The sequence below is a fragment of the Streptomyces formicae genome (genome assembly GCF_002556545.1).
GTDB classification, from domain to species: Bacteria; Actinomycetota; Actinomycetes; order Streptomycetales; family Streptomycetaceae; genus Streptomyces; species Streptomyces formicae_A.
This window is the reverse complement of the sequence record NZ_CP022685.1, coordinates 7,797,518-7,819,519: the sequence shown is the minus strand read 5'-3', so window position 1 is coordinate 7,819,519 and position 22,002 is coordinate 7,797,518. Positions and strand designations below refer to the sequence as shown.

The 22,002-nt window shown below is 71.7% G+C and carries 22 protein-coding genes; 11 read left to right on the top strand and 11 right to left on the bottom strand.

What is annotated here, in order from left to right:
• Window positions 1-5: 5 nt before the first annotated feature.
• From hppD to KY5_RS34060, 4 genes are all read right to left on the bottom strand, one after another.
• Window positions 6-1,070, bottom strand: a complete 1,065-nt coding sequence (gene hppD, locus KY5_RS34075; RefSeq protein WP_098245806.1) for a 4-hydroxyphenylpyruvate dioxygenase — start codon at window positions 1,068-1,070, stop codon at window positions 6-8.
• A 22-nt stretch (window positions 1,071-1,092) separates the two neighbouring features.
• Entirely contained in the window at window positions 1,093-2,361 is a 1,269-nt protein-coding gene (locus KY5_RS34070) for a beta-ketoacyl-[acyl-carrier-protein] synthase family protein (RefSeq protein WP_098245805.1), read from the bottom strand.
• Window positions 2,358-4,004, bottom strand: coding sequence for a class I adenylate-forming enzyme family protein (locus KY5_RS34065; RefSeq protein WP_098245804.1), 1,647 nt, complete (start codon window positions 4,002-4,004; stop codon window positions 2,358-2,360). Before KY5_RS34065 ends, KY5_RS34070 begins: the two co-directional genes overlap by 4 nt.
• Window positions 4,005-4,196: 192 nt before the next feature.
• Window positions 4,197-4,463, bottom strand: coding sequence for an acyl carrier protein (locus KY5_RS34060; protein WP_098245803.1), 267 nt, complete (start codon window positions 4,461-4,463; stop codon window positions 4,197-4,199).
• A gap of 18 nt (window positions 4,464-4,481) precedes the next feature.
• On the opposite strand from KY5_RS34060, the gene KY5_RS34055 reads away from it, so the two are divergent.
• Window positions 4,482-5,186 (top strand): 4'-phosphopantetheinyl transferase family protein, encoded by a 705-nt coding sequence (locus KY5_RS34055; RefSeq protein WP_159072666.1) that lies wholly within the window; start codon window positions 4,482-4,484, stop codon window positions 5,184-5,186.
• Window positions 5,187-5,191: 5 nt separating this feature from the next.
• On the opposite strand, the gene KY5_RS34050 is transcribed toward KY5_RS34055, so the two are convergent.
• Together KY5_RS34050 and KY5_RS34045 are read right to left on the bottom strand one after the other, a co-directional pair.
• Window positions 5,192-6,544, bottom strand: a complete 1,353-nt coding sequence (locus KY5_RS34050; protein WP_199843365.1) for a class I adenylate-forming enzyme family protein — start codon at window positions 6,542-6,544, stop codon at window positions 5,192-5,194.
• 359 nt (window positions 6,545-6,903) lie between these two features.
• Entirely contained in the window at window positions 6,904-7,983 is a 1,080-nt protein-coding gene (locus KY5_RS34045) for an alpha-hydroxy acid oxidase (RefSeq protein WP_098245800.1), read from the bottom strand.
• 165 nt (window positions 7,984-8,148) lie between these two features.
• Here KY5_RS34045 and KY5_RS34040 point away from each other — a divergent pair, with 165 nt between their 5' ends.
• The 9 genes from KY5_RS34040 (at window position 8,149) to KY5_RS34000 (ending at window position 15,462) form a co-directional block, all read left to right on the top strand.
• On the top strand, window positions 8,149-8,793 hold the full coding sequence (locus KY5_RS34040) for a TetR/AcrR family transcriptional regulator (RefSeq protein WP_098245799.1): 645 nt from the start codon (window positions 8,149-8,151) through the stop codon (window positions 8,791-8,793).
• Window positions 8,794-8,838: 45 nt separating this feature from the next.
• On the top strand, window positions 8,839-9,789 hold the full coding sequence (locus KY5_RS34035) for an alpha/beta hydrolase (protein ID WP_098245798.1): 951 nt from the start codon (window positions 8,839-8,841) through the stop codon (window positions 9,787-9,789).
• Between the two features lie 4 nt (window positions 9,790-9,793).
• Entirely contained in the window at window positions 9,794-11,137 is a 1,344-nt protein-coding gene (locus tag KY5_RS34030; protein WP_098245797.1) for a PLP-dependent aminotransferase family protein, read from the top strand.
• Window positions 11,138-11,281: 144 nt separating this feature from the next.
• Window positions 11,282-11,902 carry a TIGR03086 family metal-binding protein gene (locus tag KY5_RS34025; protein ID WP_098245796.1) on the top strand — a complete coding sequence of 207 codons (621 nt, stop codon included), beginning with the start codon at window positions 11,282-11,284 and terminating at the stop codon, window positions 11,900-11,902.
• Window positions 11,903-11,919: 17 nt separating this feature from the next.
• Window positions 11,920-12,180, top strand: coding sequence for a hypothetical protein (locus KY5_RS34020; RefSeq protein ID WP_098245795.1), 261 nt, complete (start codon window positions 11,920-11,922; stop codon window positions 12,178-12,180).
• Between the two features lie 19 nt (window positions 12,181-12,199).
• Window positions 12,200-13,174: a hypothetical protein gene (locus KY5_RS34015; protein ID WP_098245794.1), complete on the top strand. Its 975-nt coding sequence runs from the start codon at window positions 12,200-12,202 to the stop codon at window positions 13,172-13,174.
• Window positions 13,164-13,526 (top strand): holo-ACP synthase, encoded by a 363-nt coding sequence (locus KY5_RS34010; RefSeq protein WP_234362997.1) that lies wholly within the window; start codon window positions 13,164-13,166, stop codon window positions 13,524-13,526. The genes KY5_RS34015 and KY5_RS34010 overlap by 11 nt, the downstream gene beginning before the upstream one ends.
• Window positions 13,523-13,951, top strand: coding sequence for an acyl-CoA thioesterase (locus KY5_RS34005; protein ID WP_098245792.1), 429 nt, complete (start codon window positions 13,523-13,525; stop codon window positions 13,949-13,951). The genes KY5_RS34010 and KY5_RS34005 overlap by 4 nt, the downstream gene beginning before the upstream one ends.
• A complete protein-coding gene (locus tag KY5_RS34000; RefSeq protein WP_098245791.1) occupies window positions 13,948-15,462 on the top strand; it encodes an AMP-binding protein in 1,515 nt (504 codons plus the stop codon). The genes KY5_RS34005 and KY5_RS34000 overlap by 4 nt, the downstream gene beginning before the upstream one ends.
• Window positions 15,463-15,475: 13 nt before the next feature.
• On the opposite strand, the gene hydA is transcribed toward KY5_RS34000, so the two are convergent.
• From hydA to KY5_RS33975, 5 genes are all read right to left on the bottom strand, one after another.
• On the bottom strand, window positions 15,476-16,870 hold the full coding sequence (hydA, locus tag KY5_RS33995) for a dihydropyrimidinase (protein ID WP_098245790.1): 1,395 nt from the start codon (window positions 16,868-16,870) through the stop codon (window positions 15,476-15,478).
• A gap of 28 nt (window positions 16,871-16,898) precedes the next feature.
• Complete coding sequence (locus tag KY5_RS33990; RefSeq protein WP_098245789.1) at window positions 16,899-18,188, bottom strand: aspartate aminotransferase family protein; 1,290 nt, start codon at window positions 18,186-18,188, stop codon at window positions 16,899-16,901.
• Window positions 18,185-19,027 carry a nitrilase-related carbon-nitrogen hydrolase gene (locus tag KY5_RS33985; protein ID WP_098245788.1) on the bottom strand — a complete coding sequence of 281 codons (843 nt, stop codon included), beginning with the start codon at window positions 19,025-19,027 and terminating at the stop codon, window positions 18,185-18,187. The genes KY5_RS33990 and KY5_RS33985 overlap by 4 nt, the downstream gene beginning before the upstream one ends.
• A 192-nt stretch (window positions 19,028-19,219) precedes the next feature.
• Window positions 19,220-20,749, bottom strand: a complete 1,530-nt coding sequence (locus KY5_RS33980) for a hypothetical protein (RefSeq protein ID WP_234362996.1) — start codon at window positions 20,747-20,749, stop codon at window positions 19,220-19,222.
• A 151-nt stretch (window positions 20,750-20,900) separates the two neighbouring features.
• Window positions 20,901-21,152: a helix-turn-helix domain-containing protein gene (locus KY5_RS33975; RefSeq protein ID WP_098245787.1), complete on the bottom strand. Its 252-nt coding sequence runs from the start codon at window positions 21,150-21,152 to the stop codon at window positions 20,901-20,903.
• Window positions 21,153-21,200: 48 nt separating this feature from the next.
• Between KY5_RS33975 and map the strand changes: the two genes are divergently transcribed.
• The gene (gene map / locus KY5_RS33970) at window positions 21,201-21,968 is read left to right on the top strand and encodes a type I methionyl aminopeptidase (protein ID WP_098245786.1); all 768 of its coding nucleotides are present in this window, start codon (window positions 21,201-21,203) and stop codon (window positions 21,966-21,968) included.
• Window positions 21,969-22,002 lie beyond the last annotated feature (34 nt).

Sequence of the window (22,002 nt, the reverse complement as noted above, 5' to 3'; positions counted from 1 at the left end):
GGGTGTCAGGCGGTCGCCTTCTCGCGCGCCACGGCCTCGTAGAGGGCCTTGATGTTGCCGCTGCCGAACGTCCTGGCGCCGTGGCGGTCGATGACCTCCCAGAAGAAGGTCTTCCTGACGTGCAGGGACTGGGTGAAGATCTGGAAGACCTGGCCCCAGTGGTCCTGGTCGACCAGCACGTTGGTGCGTCGCAGGTCCTCGATCTTCAGGTCCGGGCGGCCGAGGCGCTCCTCCAGCTCCTCGTAGTACGCGTCGGGGGTCTCCAGGAATCGCACGCCGCGCGACTCCAGGGCGGGCACCGCGGCGACGATGTCGTCCGCGAGGAGCGCCAGGTGCTGCACGCCCGCGCCGCCGTGCCGCGCGAGGAAGCCGTCGATCTGGCCCGGCTTGCGGTCCGTCACCGGCTCGATGAGGGTGAACGTCACCTTGCCGGAGGGGCTCTGCACCACCTTGGAGTCCATGGCCTGCTCGCCGACCTCGATGAACTCCTCGAAGATCTGCGTGAACCCGAAGACCTTCTCGTAGAAGGCGACCGTGGGGCGCAGCTGGCCCGCGGGCAGGCAGATCGCCGCGTGGTCCACGGTGTTCAGGAGGTGCGGGCCCTCGTCGGGGTCGTCGGCGAAGATGTCCATCACGCCGGGCAGGAACTCGTCCCGGTCGCCGGTGCGCTGCACGAAGCGGTGGGCGACGTCGCCGAAGCCGAGCACGGAGGCGGTGACCACCTCGGTGCCGTCCTTGGTGTGCGTCCGGGGCTCCTCCACGGCGGTGGCGCCGCGCTCGACGGCGAGGGCGAACGCCTTGGCCGCGTCGGTGACCTCGAAGGCGATGTTGGCCACGCCGTCGCCGTGCTGGGTCACGTAGGCGGCCGCGGGGTGCTCGGGGGTCAGCGCGGAGGTGAGCACGACCTCGATGCCGCCCTGGCGCAGGAGCAGCGAGCGCCGGTCGGCCTGCCCGGTCTCGGGGCCCGCCTGACCGCACACGCGGAACCCGAACGCCGTGCACAGGAAGAACGCCGACTGCTGGGCGTCCCCGACGTAGAACTCGATGTGGTCTACAGCTCCGATGTTCACGATTGCCTTTCCTCTGGTTCCGCTAGCGCTTCTTGCGGCTGCTGGCCGTGCCGAGCAGCAGGCTGACGTTGTGGCCGCCGAAGGCGAACGAGTTGGAGATGGCGGCCTGGACGCGCTGCTGCCGTGCCTCGCCCCGCACGTGGTCGAGGTCGCAGTGGGGGTCCACCTCGTCGAGGTTGTGGGTCGGCGGCAGGACGCCCCGGGAGATCGCCAGGGCGCTGAAGGCCGCCTCCACCGCGCCTGATCCGCCCAGGAGGTGTCCCGTCATCGACTTCGTGCTGCTGATGGCGGGGGCGTTCTCGCCGAACACGGCCCTGACGGCCTTCGTCTCCGCGACGTCGCCGAGCTTGGTGGCCGTGCCGTGCGCGTTGATGTAGCCGACGTCCTCGGGCGCGAGCCCGGCCGTGGCGAGCGCGCCGCGCATGCTGTGCGCGGCTCCGTCGCCGTCGGGGCGCGGCGCGGTGGGCCGGTGGGCGTCGGTGGTGGCGCCCCAGCCGAGCAGGTCGGCGTAGCCCGCGGCGCCCCTGGCGTCCGCGTGCTCCACGCGCTCGACGACGAGCACGCCCGAACCCTCGGCGAGCACGAAGCCGTTGCGGCGCCGGTCGAAGGGGCGGCTGGCCGCCTCCGGGTCCTCGCCCCAGCCGTGGGCCAGGGCCCTGGCGTGCGCGAAGGCGAGGGCGGACGTCGGGTTGAGCGGGGCCTCCGCGCCGCCGCAGACCACCACGTCGGCCTCGCCGTAGCGGATGAGGCGGGCGGCCTCGGCGACGGCGTGGGCACCGGCGGCGCAGGCGGTGGCGATCGCCGAACTCCAGCCGCGTATCCCGTGCTTGATGGCGATGCGGGCGGCCGCCATGTTCGGCAGCATGCCGGGCAGCAGGTAGGGGCTGACCGCGGTCGGGCCGCGCTCGGCCCTGGCCTGCGCCTGTGCCTCGTAGGTCGAGAGTCCGCCCGCGCCGCTGGAGACGATCACGGCGACCCGGTGCGGGTCGACGTCGCGGCCCACGACCAGGCCCGCGTCGGCGAGCGCGTCGTCGGCGGCGGCGAGCGCCATCAGGGCGTAGCGGTCGACGAGGCGGCCCTCGCTGGGCGGCAGCACCTCGCGCGCCTCGATCTCGGGGGCGATGCCCGCGACGTCGACGCTGCCCGCGAGGAGGTGGTCCTCGGGCGGCCTGCGAAGCCCCGACTTGCCGTGGCACAGCGCGTCGAAGTTCGCCGCGGCGCCCCGGCCGAGCGGGGTGAACGTGCCGAGTCCCGTGACGACGGCGCCGGATCCCGCGGTGGGGTACGTCATGCCGCCACCCCCGCGGTGCCCTTGGCGGAGAGCAGTTCGCCGTCCAGGAAGCGCTGGCGCAGCAGGATCTTGCGGACCTTGCCGGTCGCGCCGAGCGGGATGCTGTCGGGGCTGACGACGACCACGCGGTCGACGGTGGCGGCCACGTGGGGCTCCAGGGCGGCGAGCACCTCCGCGGTGCGGTCGGCCTCCTGGTCGGCCTTGGGGTCGAGGAAGAGCAGGACGGAGGTCACGACCTGGTCGTCCTTCTTGACGGCGACGACGGTGCACTCCAGGACGTCGGCGCAGTCCGCGAGCACCTGCTCCTCGCACAGCATCGTGAAGAGCCGCTTGCCGTCGGCGAGTTCGACCGAGTCGACCATGCGGTCGACGTGGTAGTAGTACCCGGCCTCGTCACGGAAGACGAGGTCGCCGGTGAGGAAGTAGCCGTCCCTGCGCGTGCGGTAGGTGGTCACCGAGTCGTTCCAGTAACCGAGCGACAGCGTGGGCGCGTTGATGGCGAGCTGCCCCACCTGCCCGCTGTCGAGCTTCTCGCCGTCGTCGTCGACGACGGCCACGTCGGAGAAGGCGTGCGGCTTGCCGATGCAGCGGCCGTAGCGCGAGGTCTCGGGCGTGTGGGTGATGTGGAACTGGGAGTGCCCCATCTCCGACGAGCCCAGGCCGTCGACGAAGAACGAACCCCGCGTACGCACCCGGCCCTCGGCGGTGACGGACTCCCGCATGCCGACGGCGATCAGCTTGCGGATGTGCGCCTCGTGCGCGCAGTCCCCGGTGTTCCACCAGGTGCGCACGGATTCCAGGTCGCGCGCGCCGAGGTCCTCGCCCGCGAGCTCGGACCAGGTGGTGGCGAAGCCGAGGACGGCGTGCGGCCGCCAGGACTCGATGGCGTCGAGCACCGGGCCGCCGGACTGCTGGGAGAGCACGGCGAGTTGCGTACGGTTGGTCAGCGCGAGGTTGACCGCGATGACGGTGGCCGCGTGGGCCGAGGGCAGCGCGCCCAGCATCCGTTCGATGCCCTGGCCCTTGGGCAGCGAGAGCCGGTGGCGGATGGCCGCGAAGAGGCTGTGGTGCGAGTGCGTCACGGCCTTGGGCAGGCCCGTGGTGCCCGAGGAGTGGGTGATGACCGCGGGCTCGTTGCCGTGGTGGCGGTAGGGCTTGGGGGCGGCCGCCGGGTCGCCCTTGCCGAGGTCCGCCGGGTCCGCGAGGAGCGGCGTCTCGATGGCCCGGTCCTTGAGGGAGTCCCAGTGCGCGGTGTCGGCGATGACGCCGACGGCGCGCAGCCGCTTGATGTACTCGCCCGCCTGCTCGGCCGGGACCCGCCCGTTGACCAGGGCGGGGATCGCGCCGACGCGCGTCAGGGAGAGGTAGCTGAGCACCTGGTCGGCACCCGCGGTCACGTAGACGGCGACCACGTCGCGGGGCCGGACGCCGAGGGCGTGCAGCGCCGCGGCCCGCGCCGCGACCCGCTCGCCGAGCTGGGCGAGGGTGTGGGCCTGCCAGGCGGGGTGCCCGTCGACCTCGGTGTCGAAGGTGATGCTCGGCGCGTCGAGGCCGGTGCCCCGCTCGAGCAGCGTGGTCAGCACGTTGCCGACGCCGAGACCTTGGTCGCCGGCGAGCTCTGCGCGCTCGTTCTTGGGATTCATTCCCCGGTGTCTCCACTCATCTGGATCGTGCTCTTGGCGTACGGACGCTGGGTGAGCGAGGTGGGCGAGGCGAGCGAGGCGCGGGCGCGTCGGCCCGCCTCGCTCACCGGGCGCGGGACACTCCCTCCCGCCCGCTGCCGTGGGCACCGGGGCGGGAAGGGATCGCCCGGCGTGCCAGGACGGTGCGTGGGCTCACCCGGCCGTCGCCGCGGAGGCGGACGCGCGCTCGACGATCTCCTTGACCAGGCCGGAGACGGTCAGGAGCGCGACGGTCTCCATCTCGTCCTCCTCGAACTTCACGCCGTACGTGTCCTCGACCTGGATGGCTATCTCCGCGACGGAGAGGGACTCGAGGTCGAGACCCGCCGGGCCGAGCGGGGTCTCGCCGGTTACGTCGGAAACGTCGTAGTTCATGTTCTGGAGGGCCTCGATGATGAACTTCTCAACCTCAGCGGACATTTGATTGACTCCCTCTTCATGGACAGGCATCCGGGCGGTTCCCCGGACACGGTGACGGTGCTGTGGTGCACCACGGACGGCGACGAGCGGCGCAAGGCGCACACCTTGGTGGTGCGGGCCGCGGCCGGCCTGATGGGTGTCGCGCCGTCCGAGATCTGGTTGGAGCACGAGGCCGGGGGCCGCCCGGTACTGGGCGGTGCCGGCAAGTCGCTGCACGTCAGCGTCACTCACGCTCGCGGGGCGCTGGCCGTCGCGGTGACCGGCCTTGCCCCCGTGGGTGTGGATGTGGAAGTGGTGCGGCGACTGCGCGCCGCGGCGATGTCCCGCGCGTGGCTGGACCCCGCCGAGGCGGCGTGGGTCACGGCACTGCCCGAGGACGATCAGTCAGTGGCGTTCTTGTGGCTGTGGACGCAGAAGGAGTCGGTCGGCAAGGCGCTCGGCCAGGGCCTGCGGCGGGGCGGCATGAGCCGCCGGGTGCCGTTGCCCGGGCAGTGGCCGCCTCGGGACGGCACTCTGTCGGCGCCGCGGCGGCTGCCCGGTGATCCGGGTGTCGTGTCCGCGGCTGTCGTGGTGGGCGGCGGGCGGCACGTCATCGGTGTCGCGCTGCACGGGGGCACCGGGGGTGCCTCGTGCGCCGACGACGTGCGTCCGGATGTCCGTCTCGGTGTACGTCGCGATGTCCGTCTCGACGTACGCGAGGTGTCCCCGACGGAGCTCGGCTGAGCCGGTCACACACCGGCGGCCGACCGCGCGGCGGCGCGGAGGACGTCGGCGTTGCGCACGGGCTTGCCGGTCGCGGTGCGGGGGAGTTCGGGCAGCACGTGCAGGGTGCGCGGCCGCTTGTAGGGGGCGAGGCGCGCGGCGAGACAGTCGGCGAGGCCGTCGAAGACGGCACGCTCCTCGACCATCACGAAGGCTTCGATGCCGGTGCCCTGGACGACCACGGCGCCGGTGATGCCGGGCAGGGCGCTGATGGACGCCTCGACTTCCGAGAGGTCCACCTTGAGCCCGCCGACGGACACCTGCGAGTCGAGCCGGCCGAGCACCGTGAGCAGTCCGGTGGCGTCGTCGAAGCTGCCCGCGTCCTTGGTGCGCAGCCAGCCGTCGACGAACCGGGTGGGGTCGGAGGGGCCCACGTACGGGGATTCGGGCAGCCCGAGCAGGATCTCGCCCTCCTCGACGCGGACCCGCATGCCGGGGGCGGGGGTCAGGCCGGGGCGGGTGGCTCCGGTGAGGTCCGCGGCGATGACACCGGCCTCGGTCATGCCGTACATGACGCCGAGCTCCGCGTCGTAGCCGTGGGTGAACCGCTCCCAGACGTCGGGCCTGACGAGCTCGCCGCCGGTGATCATGCGGCGCAACTGGGGCAGCCGGGGCGGGTTCTGTGCGGCGGCGAGGACCGCCGCCTGCGAGGGGACGCCGAGGACGGTCGTCGGCTCGTCGCCCGCGGCGACGGCCTTGAGGATGCCGTCGACCGTCTGGCGCGCGGGCAGGACCACCTGGGTCCCGCTCGCCAGGCCGTAGAGGAGGCCGCCGACCAGGCCGAGCACGTGGACGATCGAGGCGAGCACGACGGTGCGTTCGCCCCGGTGCGGGAAGCCGTCGAGCTGGCCGTACCGGTCGATCTCCGCGAGGAGGCTGCCCACGGTCCTGCCGATGACCTTGGAGGGGCCCGTGGAGCCCGAGCTGAGCTGGAGCAGGATGTGCTGCGAGGCGGCCGGGCGGCCGGTGCGCAGGGGGGTGACGCGGGTGGTGACGTCGAAGAAGCCGCGGAGCGTCCCGCTCACGTCGGCGACCGGCTCGACGACCAGCTGCGGTGTCAGCCGCGCGACGGCCTTGCCCACCTCGTGGGTGGTCAACCGGTAGTCGAGCAGGGCCACTTGGGCCCCCGCGCGCCATCCGGCGAGCATCGCGACGATACAGCCGAGCGAGGGCGGCAGCCGCACCGCGACCACGCCTCCCGCGACGAGTCCCGCCGCTTGGTAGCGGGCCTGTTCGGCGGCGACGAGCTCGCGGAGTTCCGCGCGGCTCACGGCCTCGCCCAGGTGCAGGGCGACATCCCTCCCGTCGCCCTGGAGCAATATGTCATCGACCCAGGCGCCCTCGGTGCACCTTTTCGGTGCCGTTTCCCCCATTGGAATCCCACCCATCTAAATCCCCAACGAACAACCCGAACGCTTTGCTGACAACACTGTCCAAAGACAGGTCGGGTAGGTAGTCGCCCCAGCCCCTCGGTGTCAGATCCACCGTTATTCCCTCGGCGACGCCTCCATCGTTACTTACTACCATCGAGTAATCAAGAGATGATTTCTGTTAAATTACTACTTGCAAGTAGGGCTGCCAAAACGGTTCATCATTCCGTTTTTCGGCATGCCGATGTTCCCATTCACCTCGATGAATCCGGTGAATGGGAATCGATTGAATCGTTCAAATCGTCAGTTCAATGATGAACAATTCCTGAATTCCCGAAGTCCCCCACTCGCGGCGCCCCCATGAGCGCCATCACTTCTTCGAACTCATCCAGCAGCACCCGGAGCACGTCGGCGACGCCGGCGCTTCCGGAGTGCGCGAGTCCCCATAGCGCGGGGCGCCCCACGAATACCGCGTCGGCGCCCAGACAGAGCGCCTTCGCGATATCCGCGCCGTACCGGATGGACCCGTCGAGGATCAGACGGCACCGTCCGCCCACCGCATCGACGATCTCCGGAAGCGCATCGGCCGCCGGGATCGCGAAATCGAGCTGACGGCCCCCGTGATTGGAGACGACAAGCGCGTCGACGCCGTATTCGACGGCCAGCTCGGCATCCTCGGGCGCGAGGACGCCCTTCAATACGAGCGGCAGCGAAGTGCGCTCGCGGAGCCAGGCAAGGTCCCTCCAGGTAATGGAGGCGTCAAATTGCTCCTTGGAATGCCGCGCAATGGCCGACTCGCCCGCCGCTCCCCCGTGGGACGCGGACATGACGGCGGCGTCGACATTCACCGCGCGGATGCCCCCGGGGACGGCGAAACCGTTGCGCGCGTCCCTCGGCCGGTACGCCACACGCGGCGCGTCGACGGTCAGGACCAGCGCCTGGTAACCGGCGTCCTCCGCCCGCCGCACCAGCTCGACGAGCGTCTCCCGCCGTCTGAGCCAGTACAGCTGGAGCCACAGGGGACCGCTCGCCGCAGCGGCGATGTCCTCCAGGGTGCGGCTCGCGAAGATGCTGACCGTGAGCAGCGCACCCGCCGCACCGGCCGCCCGCGCGGTCGCCACCTCGCCCTCGGGGTGCGCCAGTTGGTGGTACGCCATGGGCGCGATGCCCAGCGGCGCGGCGAGGCGCGAGCCGAGCAGGGTGACGCCGGGGTCGCACACGGAGACGTCCACGAGACAGCGGGGGCGGAGCCTGATCCGGTCGAGCGCGGCCCGTCCCGCCGAGAGCATCGACTCGGTGCCGCTGCCCCCTTCGAGGAAGTCCCACACGGGAGCGGGAAGCCGCCCCTCGGCCTCGGCCCGGTACTCGCGCAACGTCAGCGCCGCCACTCTTCGTCTCCCCCGTACTCACTCAACCCGCGCACCAAACTAAACGCACGGCCGTACAGTAACTGTACTCTTGCACAATGTCCGCACGGTCGTCCACTTAGTAGGGTGTGCATCTCGGCCGCTGGGACACCGACCCCCCGAGCAGGGAGATTGAGGAGGTGGTGCGTGACCACGACCCGCACCGATGGGCGGATCGCACGCGGAAACCAGACCCGGCAGTTGATTCTGCGGCGCGCCGTGGAGATCGCATCGGTGGAAGGCCTCGAAGGGCTGTCACTGGGGCGTCTGGCAGGTGAACTCAAGCTCAGCAAGAGCGGAGTCTTCGCCCTCTTCGGCTCGAAGGAAGAGCTGCAACTGGCGACCGTGCGCGCCGCCATCAAGATCTACATCGAGTACGTCGTCCAGCCGAACCGCGAACTGCCCGCCGGAATCCGCCGGTTGTGGAGCCTGACCACCAGCTGGCTCACCTACTCCGAGCAGCGGGTCTTCCCCGGCGGCTGCTTCTTCTACTCGGTCTCCGCCGAGTACGACGCACGCGAGGGCAAGGTGCACGACACGGTCGCCGGCGCACACGGCAGCTGGTTCAAATATCTTGAGCAGACGATCGAGGAGGCGAGGAAGGCGGGCGAGGTACGCGACGACACCGACATCCCCCAACTCGCCTTCGAGCTGGTCGCTCTGCTCGAGATGGCCAACTCCGAATCCGTACTGCACTCCAACTTCACCTGCTACGCCAGAGCGGCCGAGGGCATCCTGAACCGTCTCCGCGACGTCTCGACGGAACCGTCCCTGCTGCCCGACACACCTTGAACCCCACCGCGGTCCGCCGGACCGCGGCCCTGGTCCGGAGGCACCATGGCATTCGATCCACAACTCCAGGCGCTGTACGACCAGCGCGCGGAGCAGGGGGCCCGCCCCCTCTACACGATGACCCTGGAGGAGGCGCGGGCAGCCGATCTCGCCGCCATCCAGGCCGATTCGGGCACTCCCGAGCAGGTGGCGGAGGTGACCGACGAGTCGATACCCGGACCGGCGGGGCCGCTGCCCGTGCGCGTCTACCGGCCCGCGGGCGAGGGCCCGCTGCCGGTGCTCGTCTACTTCTTCGGCGGCGGCTGGACGCTCGGCTCCATCGCGACCAGTGACGCGATCTGCCGCAGCCTGGCCAACGCCGCGGGGTGCCTCACCATCGCCGTGGGCTACCGCCTCGCGCCCGAGCACAAGTTCCCCGCCGCGCCGCAGGACTGCCTCGCGGGCGTGCGCTGGGCGGTCGAGCACGCGGGGCGGTTCGGCGGTGACGGCGCGCGGGTGGCGGTCGGCGGCGACAGCGCGGGCGGCAACCTCGCCGCGGTGGTCTCGCTCATGGCGCGCGACGCCAAGGGGCCCGACATCCTGGCCCAGCTGCTCGTCTACCCCAACACGGACTACCTCGCCGACACCGCGTCGCGCCGCGAGAACACCGATCCGCTGCTCTTCAACGACAAGTCCGTGCAGTGGTACTGGGACAACTACCTGGCCTCGCCCGACGACGGCGCCGACCCCCGCGTCTCCCCGCTGCGGGCCCCCGACCACACCGGCCTCCCCCCGGCCCTGGTGATCACCGCGGAGTACGATCCACTGCGTGACGAGGGCGAGCAGTACGCCGAGCGCCTGCGGGCGAGCGGCGTGCGCGTCGAGGCGACCCGCTACCCGGGCGTGGCGCACGGCTTCTTCGCCATGGCGGGGACCCTGGACGCGGGCCGCCGCGCGATCGAGCAGGCCGCCACCTATCTGCGTACCGCCTTCGCCGGTGCCACCACGGAAGGCTGATCCCATGGCAGACACCACCACTCCCGCGCACACCGCGTCGGGGGCGCTCGACCTCGGCGAGCTGCACGGCTCGCTCACCGATCCGGTGCTGGACGCGATGAACTTCCTCAACGAGGTCGTCGCCCGCTTCCCCGAGGCCATCTCCTTCGCACCGGGCAGGCCGTCCGAGGGCACGTTCGAGCCGGAGGACCTCGCGCGCCACCTGCGGTCCTACTCCGACCACTTGGAGCAGGAGCGCGGCTGGTCCCGCGACCAGGTGCGCACCCAGCTCTTCCAGTACGGACGCACCAACGGCGTCATCCACGACCTCATCGCCCGCACCCTCGCCAACGACGAGGACATCCACGTGAGTCCGGAGTCGGTGGTGGTGACCACCGGCTGCCAGGAGGCGATGCTGCTCTCCCTGCGCGCGCTGTTCGCACGGCCCGAGGACACGCTGCTCGTCAGCTCGCCCTGCTACGTCGGGGTGACCGGCGCCGCGCGGCTGCTCGACATCGCGGTGCGTCCGGTGACGGAGGGCGCCGCGGGCCCCGACCCCGACGCGATCCTCGCCGCCGTGCGCGAGATCAGGGCCGAGGGCGGACGGCCGCGCGCCCTGTACGTGGTGCCGGACTTCGCCAACCCGTCCGGCGCGAGCATGACCGTCGCGGCCCGCGAACGGCTCCTGGAGATCGCCGCCCAGGAGGACCTGCTGGTCCTCGAGGACGATCCGTACGGGTTCTTCGTGCGCGAGGGGTCCGCGCGGCCCACCCTCAAGGCCCTGGACCGCGAGCGCCGCGTCCTGCACCTGGGGTCGTTCTCCAAGACCGCGCTGCCCGGCGCGCGCGTCGGCTATGTGGTGGCCGACCAGGAGGTGGTGGGCCCGACGGGCGAGCGCACGCTGCTCGCCGACCAGCTGTCCAAGATCAAGAGCATGACGACGGTGAACACGTCGGCCATCAGCCAGGCCGTCATCGGCGGGCTCCTCGTCGAGTCGGGCTACCGGCTCCGCGAGGCCAACGCGGCAGCCATCGACTACTACCGCGGCAACCTCAACGCCCTCCTCGCGGAGCTGGAACGGCACTTCCCCGCCGAGCGCAGGCAGGAGCTCGGGGTCGAGTGGAACCGTCCCGACGGCGGCTTCTTCCTCGTCGTACGCGTCCCGTTCGTGGCCGACACCAAGGCCCTCGAATGCTCCGCCCGCGCCTACGGCGTGCTCTGGACGCCGATGGGCGACTTCTACCTGGACGGCGGCGGCGACCGTCAACTCCGGCTCTCCTGCTCCTCGCTGAGCATGGACGAGATCACCGAGGGGATCGGCAGGCTGGCCGCGTTCATCACCGATCAGGCCGCGGAGGCGGCCGGATAGCGCCTCACGGAAGGCGCCGCGAAGCAACAGGCCGAGGGGCCGGGACCTGCTGGTCCCGGCCCCTCGGCCCTCTTTTTCCCCAATAACTAAACGTACGGTCGTGCTATTGTTTTTCTGGCCGCGCTCCCCGCCGAAAGGATCCGCATGGACATCCGGAAGCTCGACCGGACGGCAGTGCTGGAGACCGTACGCATCCTGGAACAGGCGTCGCCCGAGGACTGGGCGGCCCCCACCCCGTGTGCGAACTGGAACCTCCGCGAACTGGTGGCCCACATGGCGGGCCAGCACATCGGCTTCGCGGCGGCCGCCTCGGGCGGCGGCGCGGACCTCTCCGCCTGGCGGCCCGCCGACCTCGGCGACGACCCGGTGAAGACCTACCGCGCCGCCGCCGACGACGTCCTCGAAGCCTTCGCCCGACCCGGCGTACTCACCAGCGAGTTCGCCATCCCGGAGATCAGCACCACGACCACCTTCCCGGCCTCGGTCGCGATCGGGTTCCACTTCCTCGACTACGTCGTGCACGGCTGGGACGTGGCGCGGGCCCTCGGCATCGACCCGCGCTTCGGCGACGACGTCGCCGAGGCCGCGCTCGTCTTCGCCCTGCGGGTGCCCGACGACGACCGCAGGCTCGGCCCCGGGGCGCAGTTCGACCCCGCCCTGCCCCCGGCCCGCGGCGCCGCCACGCTCGACCTGGCCCTCGCGGCACTCGGGCGCACGCCCGGCTGGACCGCCCCCGCGACGCCCGCGACCTCACCGCAGCACTGACCCACAAGGAGACACCCATGCTCGCCGAACTCAGGACCCACGTCGCACGCCGCCTCGGCCTGCCGCAGGAGGAGGTCTTCGACGGACGGCCGCTCTCCGCCGTCCTGGTCGCCTCGCCGGACGCCATCAACTCCATCGACCTGCTCGACGCGTTCGCGGGCGCACTCGCCGACGTCGGCGTCGACGACGACGTGGAGCTGCCGACGATGACCCTCGACCACACCGCCGAGGACGTCGTGTCGGCCCTCGGCAAGCAGCTCGCCACCACCTCCTCCTGACCGGAAGGCGTCCCGACCCATGCTGATCATGACCGACATCGTCAAGGAGCTCCGCGCGGGAGCCACCGTCAGCGATGTGCTGCGCGTCCAGCAGAGCTACCACGAGCAGCGCCGCTGGGGCACCGACAACCTCTTCGACGGCCGCAGGCTCACGCAGCCCGCCCCGGGCGACAAGGCCGCGCTCTGGCACGCCTCGCGCGCCGAACTCACCACCCAGCCCGCCGGCATCCGGCTCGCCGTGGACGGCGTCAAGCTCGCCAACGAGATACGCGAGTCCAACCCGCTCGGCGCCAACGTCCTGCACATCGCCGCGGCCTGGTCGGCGCGGTACTGGCTGGAGGAGGAGGCGCACCACGAGGTCGCCTTCGGCCGCCTGATGGAGATGGCCGGCGTCGACCCGATCGACGAGGACGAGGTGATCGAGCACCGGGGCGCCTTCCCGACCGACAACTACGCCCGGGTCTGCATCCTCCAGGCGTGCGTCGAGATCGAGGCCTGCGTCTCGTACGGCTGGCAGTCCCGCACCACCGAGGACGGCCTGGTGCGCGACGTCTTCCACACGATCATGAAGGACGAGGTGCAGCACCGGCAGTACTTCGCCTCCTTCGCCAAGGCGCTCGTCGAGTCCGGGGTCTACCCCATCAAGGACGTCCTCTCGATGGCGTACACCTGGGTGCGGCCCGACGGCGGCGAGACCTTCGGCTCGGCGCGCGACGCGCAGACCGAGCGCGAGGGCTTCGTCAACTGGTGGGAGAGGACCCGCACGGCCGAGGAGGAGTTCGGGCTCGGCGACGACGCGCTGCACGAGGGCTCGGTGCACATGAAGAAGCTGACCAGCGTGTTCGCCCTGGTCCGCGAGGTGACCGGCATCCACACCCAGTCGTACGAGGACCTCAAGCGTGCCTACTTCGCCAGCCTGCGGACGAACGATGTCGACCGGATTCGATCTGCAGTCCGTGACGGAGCTGCGCGAGAAGCGGCACTTGCTCGCTAGCGGCGCCCTGTTCACCGAGGGCGAGCGCGCGCACTGCCGCTCCCGCCCCGGCCCCGACGCCTCCCTGGCCGGTCTCTTCGCGGCCAAGGAGGCGTTCGTGAAGGCGCTCAGCTCGCTGGGCGGCGGGCCCGCGCACACCTTTCCCGAGGTCGAGGTGGTGCACGGTCCCGCGGGCCAGCCCCGGCTGCGGCTGCACGGCGAGCTCGCCGCGTGGCGCAGGGAACACCGGATCGATGTCGAGCTCTCGATCAGCCACACCGGGGATCTGGCGGGCGCGGTGGTGGTGCTCCTCGCCAGGCCCGCGGACGACGGACCCGCCGGGTCCGCGCGCGACCGAAGGGACACGCCATGACCACCACCGCCGCACCGCCGCGCCTGGAGCACGCCTGCGAGGTCGCCCTGCGCCCCAACGACTTCGACTGGGCCGGGCACCTCAACAACAGCGTGTACGTCCAGCTGTTGGAGACCGGCCGCTGGGAGTGGGGCCGGGCCCACGGCGGCGACCTGAGCGAGGGCACGCCGGTCGCCGTGGTGCTCCAGCTCCAGCTGGACTACCTCAAGGCGGTCGACTGGGACCCCGTCGGCCGCCTCGTGGTCCGCACCTCCCTGGTGGAGCAGACCGCGTACAGCTTCACGCTCGCCCAGGACGTCGAGCGGGCCGACGGCACCGCGGTGGCCAGGGGCCGGGTCAGGCTCGGGCTCGTGGACCGCGACACCAAGCGGATCCGGCGGGCCGACCTCCACGCGCTGCTCAACCTCCCGGAGGGGGACCGATGATCGCGACCACCTTGCAGGAGGCCATCGCGGGGCAGGCCCACCGGGCGGAGGCCGCCGTCACCTTCGGCACCTCCGCCCGGCGCGAGCGCCTGACGTACCCCGAGTTCGCCGCGCAGATCGCCGCGGCGGCCGGTGGCTTCGCCGCACAGGGCGTACGCCGCGGGGACCGCGTGATGCTGCGCATCGGCAGCTCGCGGGAGGGCGTGCTCGCCCTGCTCGGCCTGATCCACCTGGGCGCGGTCCCCGTCTCCGTCAAGCCGCACGTCCCCGGGGCGATCATCACGCAGTACTTCGCCACGGTGATGCGGCAGCAGGACGCGCGCCACGGCTTCCGCGTCTCAGGACACGGACTGACCGAACTCCAGCTCGTGCTGCGCCCGCAGGACGCGCCGGGGCCCGCCCCCGGCGGCCCGGAGGACCTCGCCTTCATCCAGTACACGAGCGGCTCCACCGGCATGCCGAGGCCCATCCCGCTCAGCCACCGGGCCGTCCTCGGCAACATCGCGGCGATCCGCGACGTCGCGGGCATGAAGCCGGGCGACGCCGGACTCATCGCCCTGCCGCTCCACCACGACATGGGGCTGATCGGAGTGCTCACCTCGCTCGTCCAGGGCATCGACCTGGTCGTCGAGGAGCCCGGCACGTTCCTGCGCAGACCGCTGGCCGCCCTGCGCATGGTCCGCGACGCGGAGTCGGTGCACAGCGCCTTCCCCGACTTCATGCTGCGCTACCTGGCGGCGCGGATCGGCGAGGCGGCGGAGCAGGGGTCGCTCGACCCCAGCCTGTTCGGTGCCTGGCGCACGGTCTTCTGCGGGGCCGAACCCATCCGCAAGCCCTCCGTCGACACCTTCGTGGCCGCGACCCGCCGCTGGGGCTTCGACCCGACGGCGCTCGTGTTCTGCTACGGCCTCGCCGAGGCCGCGCTGATGGCCACCTCGCACCGCTACACGGACGCCGGGACGAGCTTTCGCACCGAAGGCCCCGTCACCACCGCGTGCCTGGGCACCACCATGCCCGACCTCGACCTGCGGATCGTCGACGAGTCGGGCAAGGAGTGCGCGCAGGCGCAGGTGGGCGCCGTACAACTGCGCGGCGCCACGCTGTTCAACGGGTACGACGGCACCACCGACCACCGCACCACCTGGTTCGACACGGGCGACGTGGGCTGTCTGCGCTCCGGCAGGCTCTATCTGAGCGGCCGCAGGAGCGACCGCATCAGCGTCAGCGGCGTGAACGTCTTCGCCGCCGACGTCGAGCAGGTGGCGACGGAACTGCCGGGCGTCGCCGAGTGCGTGGCACTGCCGTACGACGAGTCGTTCGCCCTCGTCGTCGTGGCCGAGCGGTCCCGGCAGATCGACACCACCGAGATCGCCAACCGGGTGGCGGCCGACTTCGGACTCGCCCCTCGGTCCGTCGTCGAGGTCACGCGCAGCGCGATCGCCAGGACCGCGAGCGGGAAACCCGCCCGCAATCACATGGCGGCGCGGTGGGAGCAGGGGCTCCTGGCCTAGCCGGGGTACCGGGTCAGCCCGGGTACTGGGTCGTACCGCGCGCGACGTACGACCCGTGCCCGGCCCGGCCCGTGAACTCCCGCCCGTCGATGACGAATTCGCCGCGCGAGAGCACCGTCTCGACCCGCCCCGTGACCCGCTTCCCCTCGTACGCCGAGTAGTCCACGTTCATGTGGTGCGTCGCGGCGGACATCACCTGCTCGGCCGCCGGGTCGTAGATGACCACGTCCGCGTCCGCGCCCGGTGCGATCGTGCCCTTCTTGCCGTACATGCCGAACATCCTGGCCGGGGCGGCGCAGGCGATCTCGATCCAGCGGCGGCGCGTGATGTGGCCGTCCACGACGGCCTGGTGGAGCAGGTCCATACGGTTCTCGACGCCCGGCATGCCGTTCGGGATCTTCGAGAAGTCGCCCCGGCCCAGCTCTTTTTGGCCCGTGAAGCAGAACGGGCAGTGGTCCGTGGAGACCACCTGGAGGTCGTCGGTGCGCAGCCCGCGCCAGAGCGCCGCCTGGTGCTCCCTGGGGCGCAGCGGGGTCGAGCACACGTACTTGGCGCCCTCGAAGTCCGGCTCCGCGAGGTTGTCCGTGGACAGGAACAGGTACTGCGGACAGGTCTCGCCGAAGACCGGAAGTCCCTTGTCCCGCGCGGCCACCAGCTCCGCGAGGGCCTCCTCCGCCGAGACGTGTACGACGTAGAGCGGCGCCTCGGCGACCCGGGCGAGCTGGATCACCCGGTGCGTCGCCTCGGCCTCCAGGAGGGCCCTGCGCACCTCGCCGTGGTAGCGCGGATCCGTCTCGCCGCGCGCGAGCGCCTGCCGCACCAGGACGTCGATGGCGATGCCGTTCTCCGCGTGCATCATGATCAGGGCGCCGTTGGCCGCGCCCTTCTGCATCGCGCGCAGGATCTGCCCGTCGTCGCTGTAGAAGACGCCGGGATAGGCGGTGAAGAGCTTGAACGACGTCACGCCCTCCCCGACCAGGCCGTCCATCTCCTTGAGCGACGACTCGTCGACGTCCGAGACGATCATGTGGAAGCCGTAGTCGATCGCGCACGTGCCGTCCGCCTTGGCGTAGTAGGCGTCGAGCCCCTCGCGCAGGGAGTGCCCCACCGCCTGCACCGCGAAGTCGATGATCGTCGTGGTGCCGCCCCAGGCCGCCGCCCTGGTGCCGGTCTCGAAGGTGTCCGACGAGGCGGTGCCGCCGAACGGGAACTCCATGTGCGTGTGGGCGTCGACGCCGCCCGGGATCACGTACTTCCCCGTGGCGTCCACGACCCGGTCCGCGCCCCACTCCTGGGTGCCCGCCGAGGCGAGCGCCGCGATGCGGCCGTCCTCGATCAGGACGTCGGCGTGGATCTCCTCGGCGGCCGTGATGACGAGACCGCCGGTGATCAGCGTACGGGTGCTCATGGGGCACTCCCTTTCCTGTAGGTCCTTCCTACGACTGGACGCTCCGCAGGGCCCGTTCGAGGATGGCTGCGCCTTCCTCCGCCTCCGCGACGGTCAGCGAGAGCGGCGGCGCCACGCGCAGCACGCTGGTGTGGTGGCCGCCTCCCTTGCCGATGAGCAGTCCGCCGTCGCGGGCCGCCTCCTGGACGGCGGCCGCCGCATCCTGGTCCGGCTCGTCCGTGCCCGGCCGCACCAGCTCGATGCCGATCATCAGGCCGCGCCCGCGCACCTCGCGCACGCCGGGCAGTTGGGCGCAGATCGCCCGCAGCCGCTCGATGAGCAGTCCGCCGACGCGCCGTGCGTTGCCCTGGAGGTCGTGTTCCAGGAGGTGCGTGAGGTTCGCGAGGCCCGCCGCCATGGTGACCGGCGAGCCGCCGAACGTCGAGATGGAGTTGGCGTCGAGGCAGTTCATGAGCTCGGCGCGGGCCACGACGCCGCCGATCGACATGCCGTTGCCGATGCCCTTGGCGAAGGTGAGGACGTCCGGCGGGCCGCTCCGGGCGTGCGCCTGCCAGCCCCAGAAGTGCTCGCCCGTACGCCCGAGTCCGGTCTGCACCTCGTCGGAGATCCACAGGATGCCCTGCTCGTCGAGGACCTCGCGGAACGCGGCGTACAGACCGTCGGGCGGCGAGGTGAAGCCGCCCACGCCCTGGATGGGCTCGGCGATCAGGGCCGCCACTCCCCCTCGCGCCTGCCCGAGCACGTCCCGCAGGTCGGCGACGCACGCTTCGATGAACTCGGCGTCGCTCAGGGCGGCGTACGGGCCCCGGCTGCGCACGCCCCCGTGCACGTACAGCGTCTGGAGGGGCGAGAGGCTGGTCGGCGACCAGGCGCGGTTGCCGGTGATGCCGACGGCCGTGAAGGAGCGGCCGTGGTAGCTGTTGCGCATCGCCAGGACCTGGTTGGAGCCCCGGTACGCGGTGGCGAGCATCAGGGCGGTGTCGTTGGCCTCGGTGCCCGACGTGGTGAAGAAGACCCGGGCGTCGGGGATCCCGGAGAGCGCGGCGACCCGTTCGGCGAGGTCCACCATCGGGCGGTTGAGGTACAGCGTCGAGGTGTGGATGATCCGCCCTGCCTGGTCCGCGACGGCCTTGGTGACCTCGGGCAGGGCGTGCGCGGTGAGGGTGGAGAGGATGCCGCCGAAGAAGTCGAGGTACCGGTTGCCCTCGGCGTCCCAGACGTGCCGGCCCTCGCCGTGGGTGAGTTCGAGCGGACGGCTGTAGTACAGCGCGAGCCAGTCGGGCAGCACCGCCCGGTGGCGGTCGTACAGATCGGTCACGGCTCCACCAGCCCCTGGTAGGCGTCGGGTCGGCGGTCCCGGTAGAACGCCCACTGCTGGCGTACTTCCTCGATGAGGCCGAAGTCGAGGTCCCTGACGAGGAGTTCCTCGGCCTTGTCGCTCGCGGGCTCGCCGACGAACTGGCCGCGCGGGTCGACGAAGTACGACGTTCCGTAGAAGTCGTTGTCGCCGTACTCCTCCTGGCCGACGCGGTTGATCGCGGCGACGAAGTACTCGTTGGCGACGGCCGCCGCGGGCTGTTCCAACTGCCACAGGTAGGCGGAGAGGCCGCGTGAGGTGGCGGAGGGGTTGTAGACGATCTGCGCGCCGCCCAGGCCCAACTGCCGCCAGCCTTCCGGGAAGTGGCGGTCGTAGCAGATGTAGACGCCGACCTTGCCGACCGCCGTGTCGAAGACCGGCCAGCCCGCGTTCCCCGGCTTGAAGTAGTACTTCTCCCAGAAGCCCTTGACCTGCGGGATGTGGTGCTTGCGGTACTTGCCGAGGTAGGAGCCGTCGGCGTCGATCACGGCCGCGGTGTTGTAGTAGAAGCCGGACTGCTCGACCTCGAAGACGGGGACGACGATCACCATGCCGGTCTCGCGGGCGAGTTCCCGCATCCTGGTCACGGTGGGCCCGTCCGGCACGGGCTCGGCCCAGCGGTAGTGCTCGGGTTCCTGGACCTGGCAGAAGTAGGGGGCGTTGAAGACTTCCTGGAAGCCGATGACCTTCGCACCCTGTCGGGCCGCCTCGCGAGCGTGCTCCTCGTGCTTGGCGATCATCGATTCCGTGTCGCCCGTCCAGGTCGCCTGGACCAGTGCGGCGCGTACGACGTTGACCATGAGCTGCTCCTTCACATGCCCTTGAGAGGACGTCAGAGAGCTTCTACGCACGTAGACTTGATGCGTAGATAGGAGAACGTAAGCCTCCGCCGACGGGCTGAGCAAGACCATCGTCGTGAACCGGCTGAGTCGATCACGTTTCGCACCCGAGCGGGCGAGAAGCGGACCGCTCGGTGGGGAGAACGGACCGGGTCAGGCGCTGAACCCCGCGACGCGCAGTGCGTGCACCAGGTCCCAGTGGTGCTCGTCGGAGACCGCCTTCGCCGTCTCCAGGAGCAGGGGTATGAGGCGGCCCGGATCGGTGTGCGCGCAGCGCGCCGCGTCCTCGGGCGTGCGCACGCGCAGATACGAGTCGAGGAGCGCGCGGGCCTCACGCTCGCGGCCCGCGTCGATCAGCCCGAGCATCGCCTCCGCCATCTCGGGCGCGGGGCGCGAGACCCCCTGCCGCAGCAGCTTCCTGCAGTCGTCGGCGCGGCCCGCCCCGGCCAGCGCGTCGGCCACGGCGACCAGGCGGTCGGGCGGCAGCGACGCGACCTCCCAGAGCAGGGTGGCCCAGTCGGCGCCGAGCCCCGCGCGGTGCAGCTCACCGGCGAGCTCGGGCAGCCGCGCCGCGGGCCAGCCCGCGGCCTCGACGAGCACGCCGTGCGCCTCGCCGCTGCGGCCCTCGCCGCGCAGCCGCACGAGCTCTTGCACGGCGGTGGCCGTGATCCGTTCGTCGTCGTCCGCGAAGCCGCCGGAATCGCCCTCGCGGTCCGGCGCCGCGACGGGCCCCGGCTCCGGGCCCGCATGCGCGAACCGGGCACCGCGGGGAGCCTCGGGAGCGTTCGCCGCGCTCCCCTCAGGGGTGGCCGCGGGGGCATCGGACGAGCCGCCGCTCCCCCCGAACCCCGCGAACCGGGCGCCACCCCTGGCACGCCTGCGGGACCGGGCCTCGGGGGCGCGGGCCTCGGGGGCGGGCGCCTGCGGCGGCACGCGGTGCTCGGCGCCTTCGGGCTCGCCGAAGTCACCGGTGGCGGTGGCCGTGGCCGTGGCGAACGGGCTCCCGAAGTCGTCCGCGACAGCGGCGGCGGACACATCGGAAGCGCCCGGCAGGTCGCCGAAGCCATCCGGGCCGGACGCGCCGTCCATGCCGGACGCGCCGCCGGGGCCGTCCGCGCGGGACGGGCCGGACCGACCGCCGAAGGCGTCCGCACCGGACCCCGCGCCCGCCCCGCCGAAACCGCCCCCGGCCGTCCTGCTCAGGTCCACCCAGGACGGCCGCCGCGCCGCGTCCAGGCGGTCCAGGCGCTCCTGGAGCTCCACGCAGCGCGCGGTGGCCCGTTCGTGGTCGTCGCGGACCCAGGCCAGGTCGAGGTTGACCCGGTCCGCCTCGTCGGCGTCCGTCGCCTCGGCCAGCTGCCGGGTGAGTTCGGCCTGGCGCTCGGTCGCGTAGCGCTGCTCCCTGAGCATCATGTCGAGCCGCTCGCCGAGCAGCTCGCGGCCGCCGGTCCTGGCGTCGTAGGCGGTGAGCGAGGCGCGGTGCAGGACGCGGGCGTGCCCGGTCTCGCGCTCGGCCTCCGCCACGCCCCGGTCCGCCGCGAGGTCGTGGAGCAGCGCCTGCACCACGTCCCAGGGAGGCACCTCCGCGCCGTCCAGACAGGCGCGCATGCCGTCCGGATCCCGTTGCCAGAACACGCCGCACCAGCCGGCGCCCTGATCGAGCCGCGCCAGCAGCTCCCTCATGTACTTCGCGAACTCCCTTACCTGATCCGGGAGTTGTCCCACTGCCATCGACCAGCACCGCCCCGTGGAGCCTGGAGTCTTCCGGTCCGGAAGATAACACCAGTCGTGTTACGGGACGACTACACGCAGTTTTCCGGGGTCCGCGCAAGAGTCACACGGGCACGAGCTCGCACCGCAGGACGATCTCGTCGAGCGAGAGCCCGAGCACGGACGCGAGCGCGGCCACGGTGAAGAGCGCGGGCGTGGGCGCGCGGCCCGTCTCGATCTTGCGGAGGGTCTCCGCCGAGACGCCGGCCTCCGCCGCCACCGACACCATGCTCCGCGCCCCCCGGGCGTCCCGCAGCAGCTGCCCGAGCCGCTCGCCGCGCTCGTGCTCCTCAGGGGTCAAGGGATTTCGCACCATGGGGCCATCGTAGCGGACCCCCATTCAAATACCGGTATAGTAATTGGCATGGTGGAACTCAAGACAGCACAATCGATCGACGCGATGCGCGAAGCGGGCCGCGTCGTGGCGCAAGGACTGACCGCGGCCCGCGAGGCGGCCGCGGTGGGCGTCTCCCTGCTCGACCTGGACGAGGCCGCGCACGCCGCGCTCCGCGCAGCAGGCGCCTCCTCCCCCTTCCTCGGCTACCGGCCGCACTTCGCCTCGACCCCCTTCCCCGCCGTCCTGTGCGTCTCGGTGAACGACGCGATCGTGCACGGCATCCCGACCGACTACCGGCTGCGCGACGGCGACCTGGTCTCCATCGACTTCGGCGCCGAGCTGGACGGCTGGGTCGGCGACTCGGCGCTGAGCTTCATCGTGGGCACCCCGCGCCCCGAGGACGTACGCCTCGTCGAGACGGCGGAGCAGTCCCTGGCGGCGGGCATCGAGGCGGCGGTCGTCGGCAACCGCATCGGCGACATCTCGCACGCCATCGGCACCGTCTGCCGCAAGGGCGGCTTCGGCATCATGGAGGACTACGGGGGCCACGGCGTCGGCCGCAGCATGCACGAGGACCCGGCCGTGCCGAACGAGGGCCGCCCCGGCCGGGGCATGCCCCTGCGCCCCGGCATGGTCTTCGCCATCGAGCCGATGCTGATCGCGGGCGGCGGCGACGGCTACCACGCGGCGCCGGACGGCTGGACCCTGTGCACCAACGACGGCAGCCGCGCCGCCCACGCCGAGCACACGGTGGCGATCACCGAGGACGGTCCCAGGATCCTCACGGCACTGTGACCCCACGGGGACATCCCCCGAGGTAGATCATCCG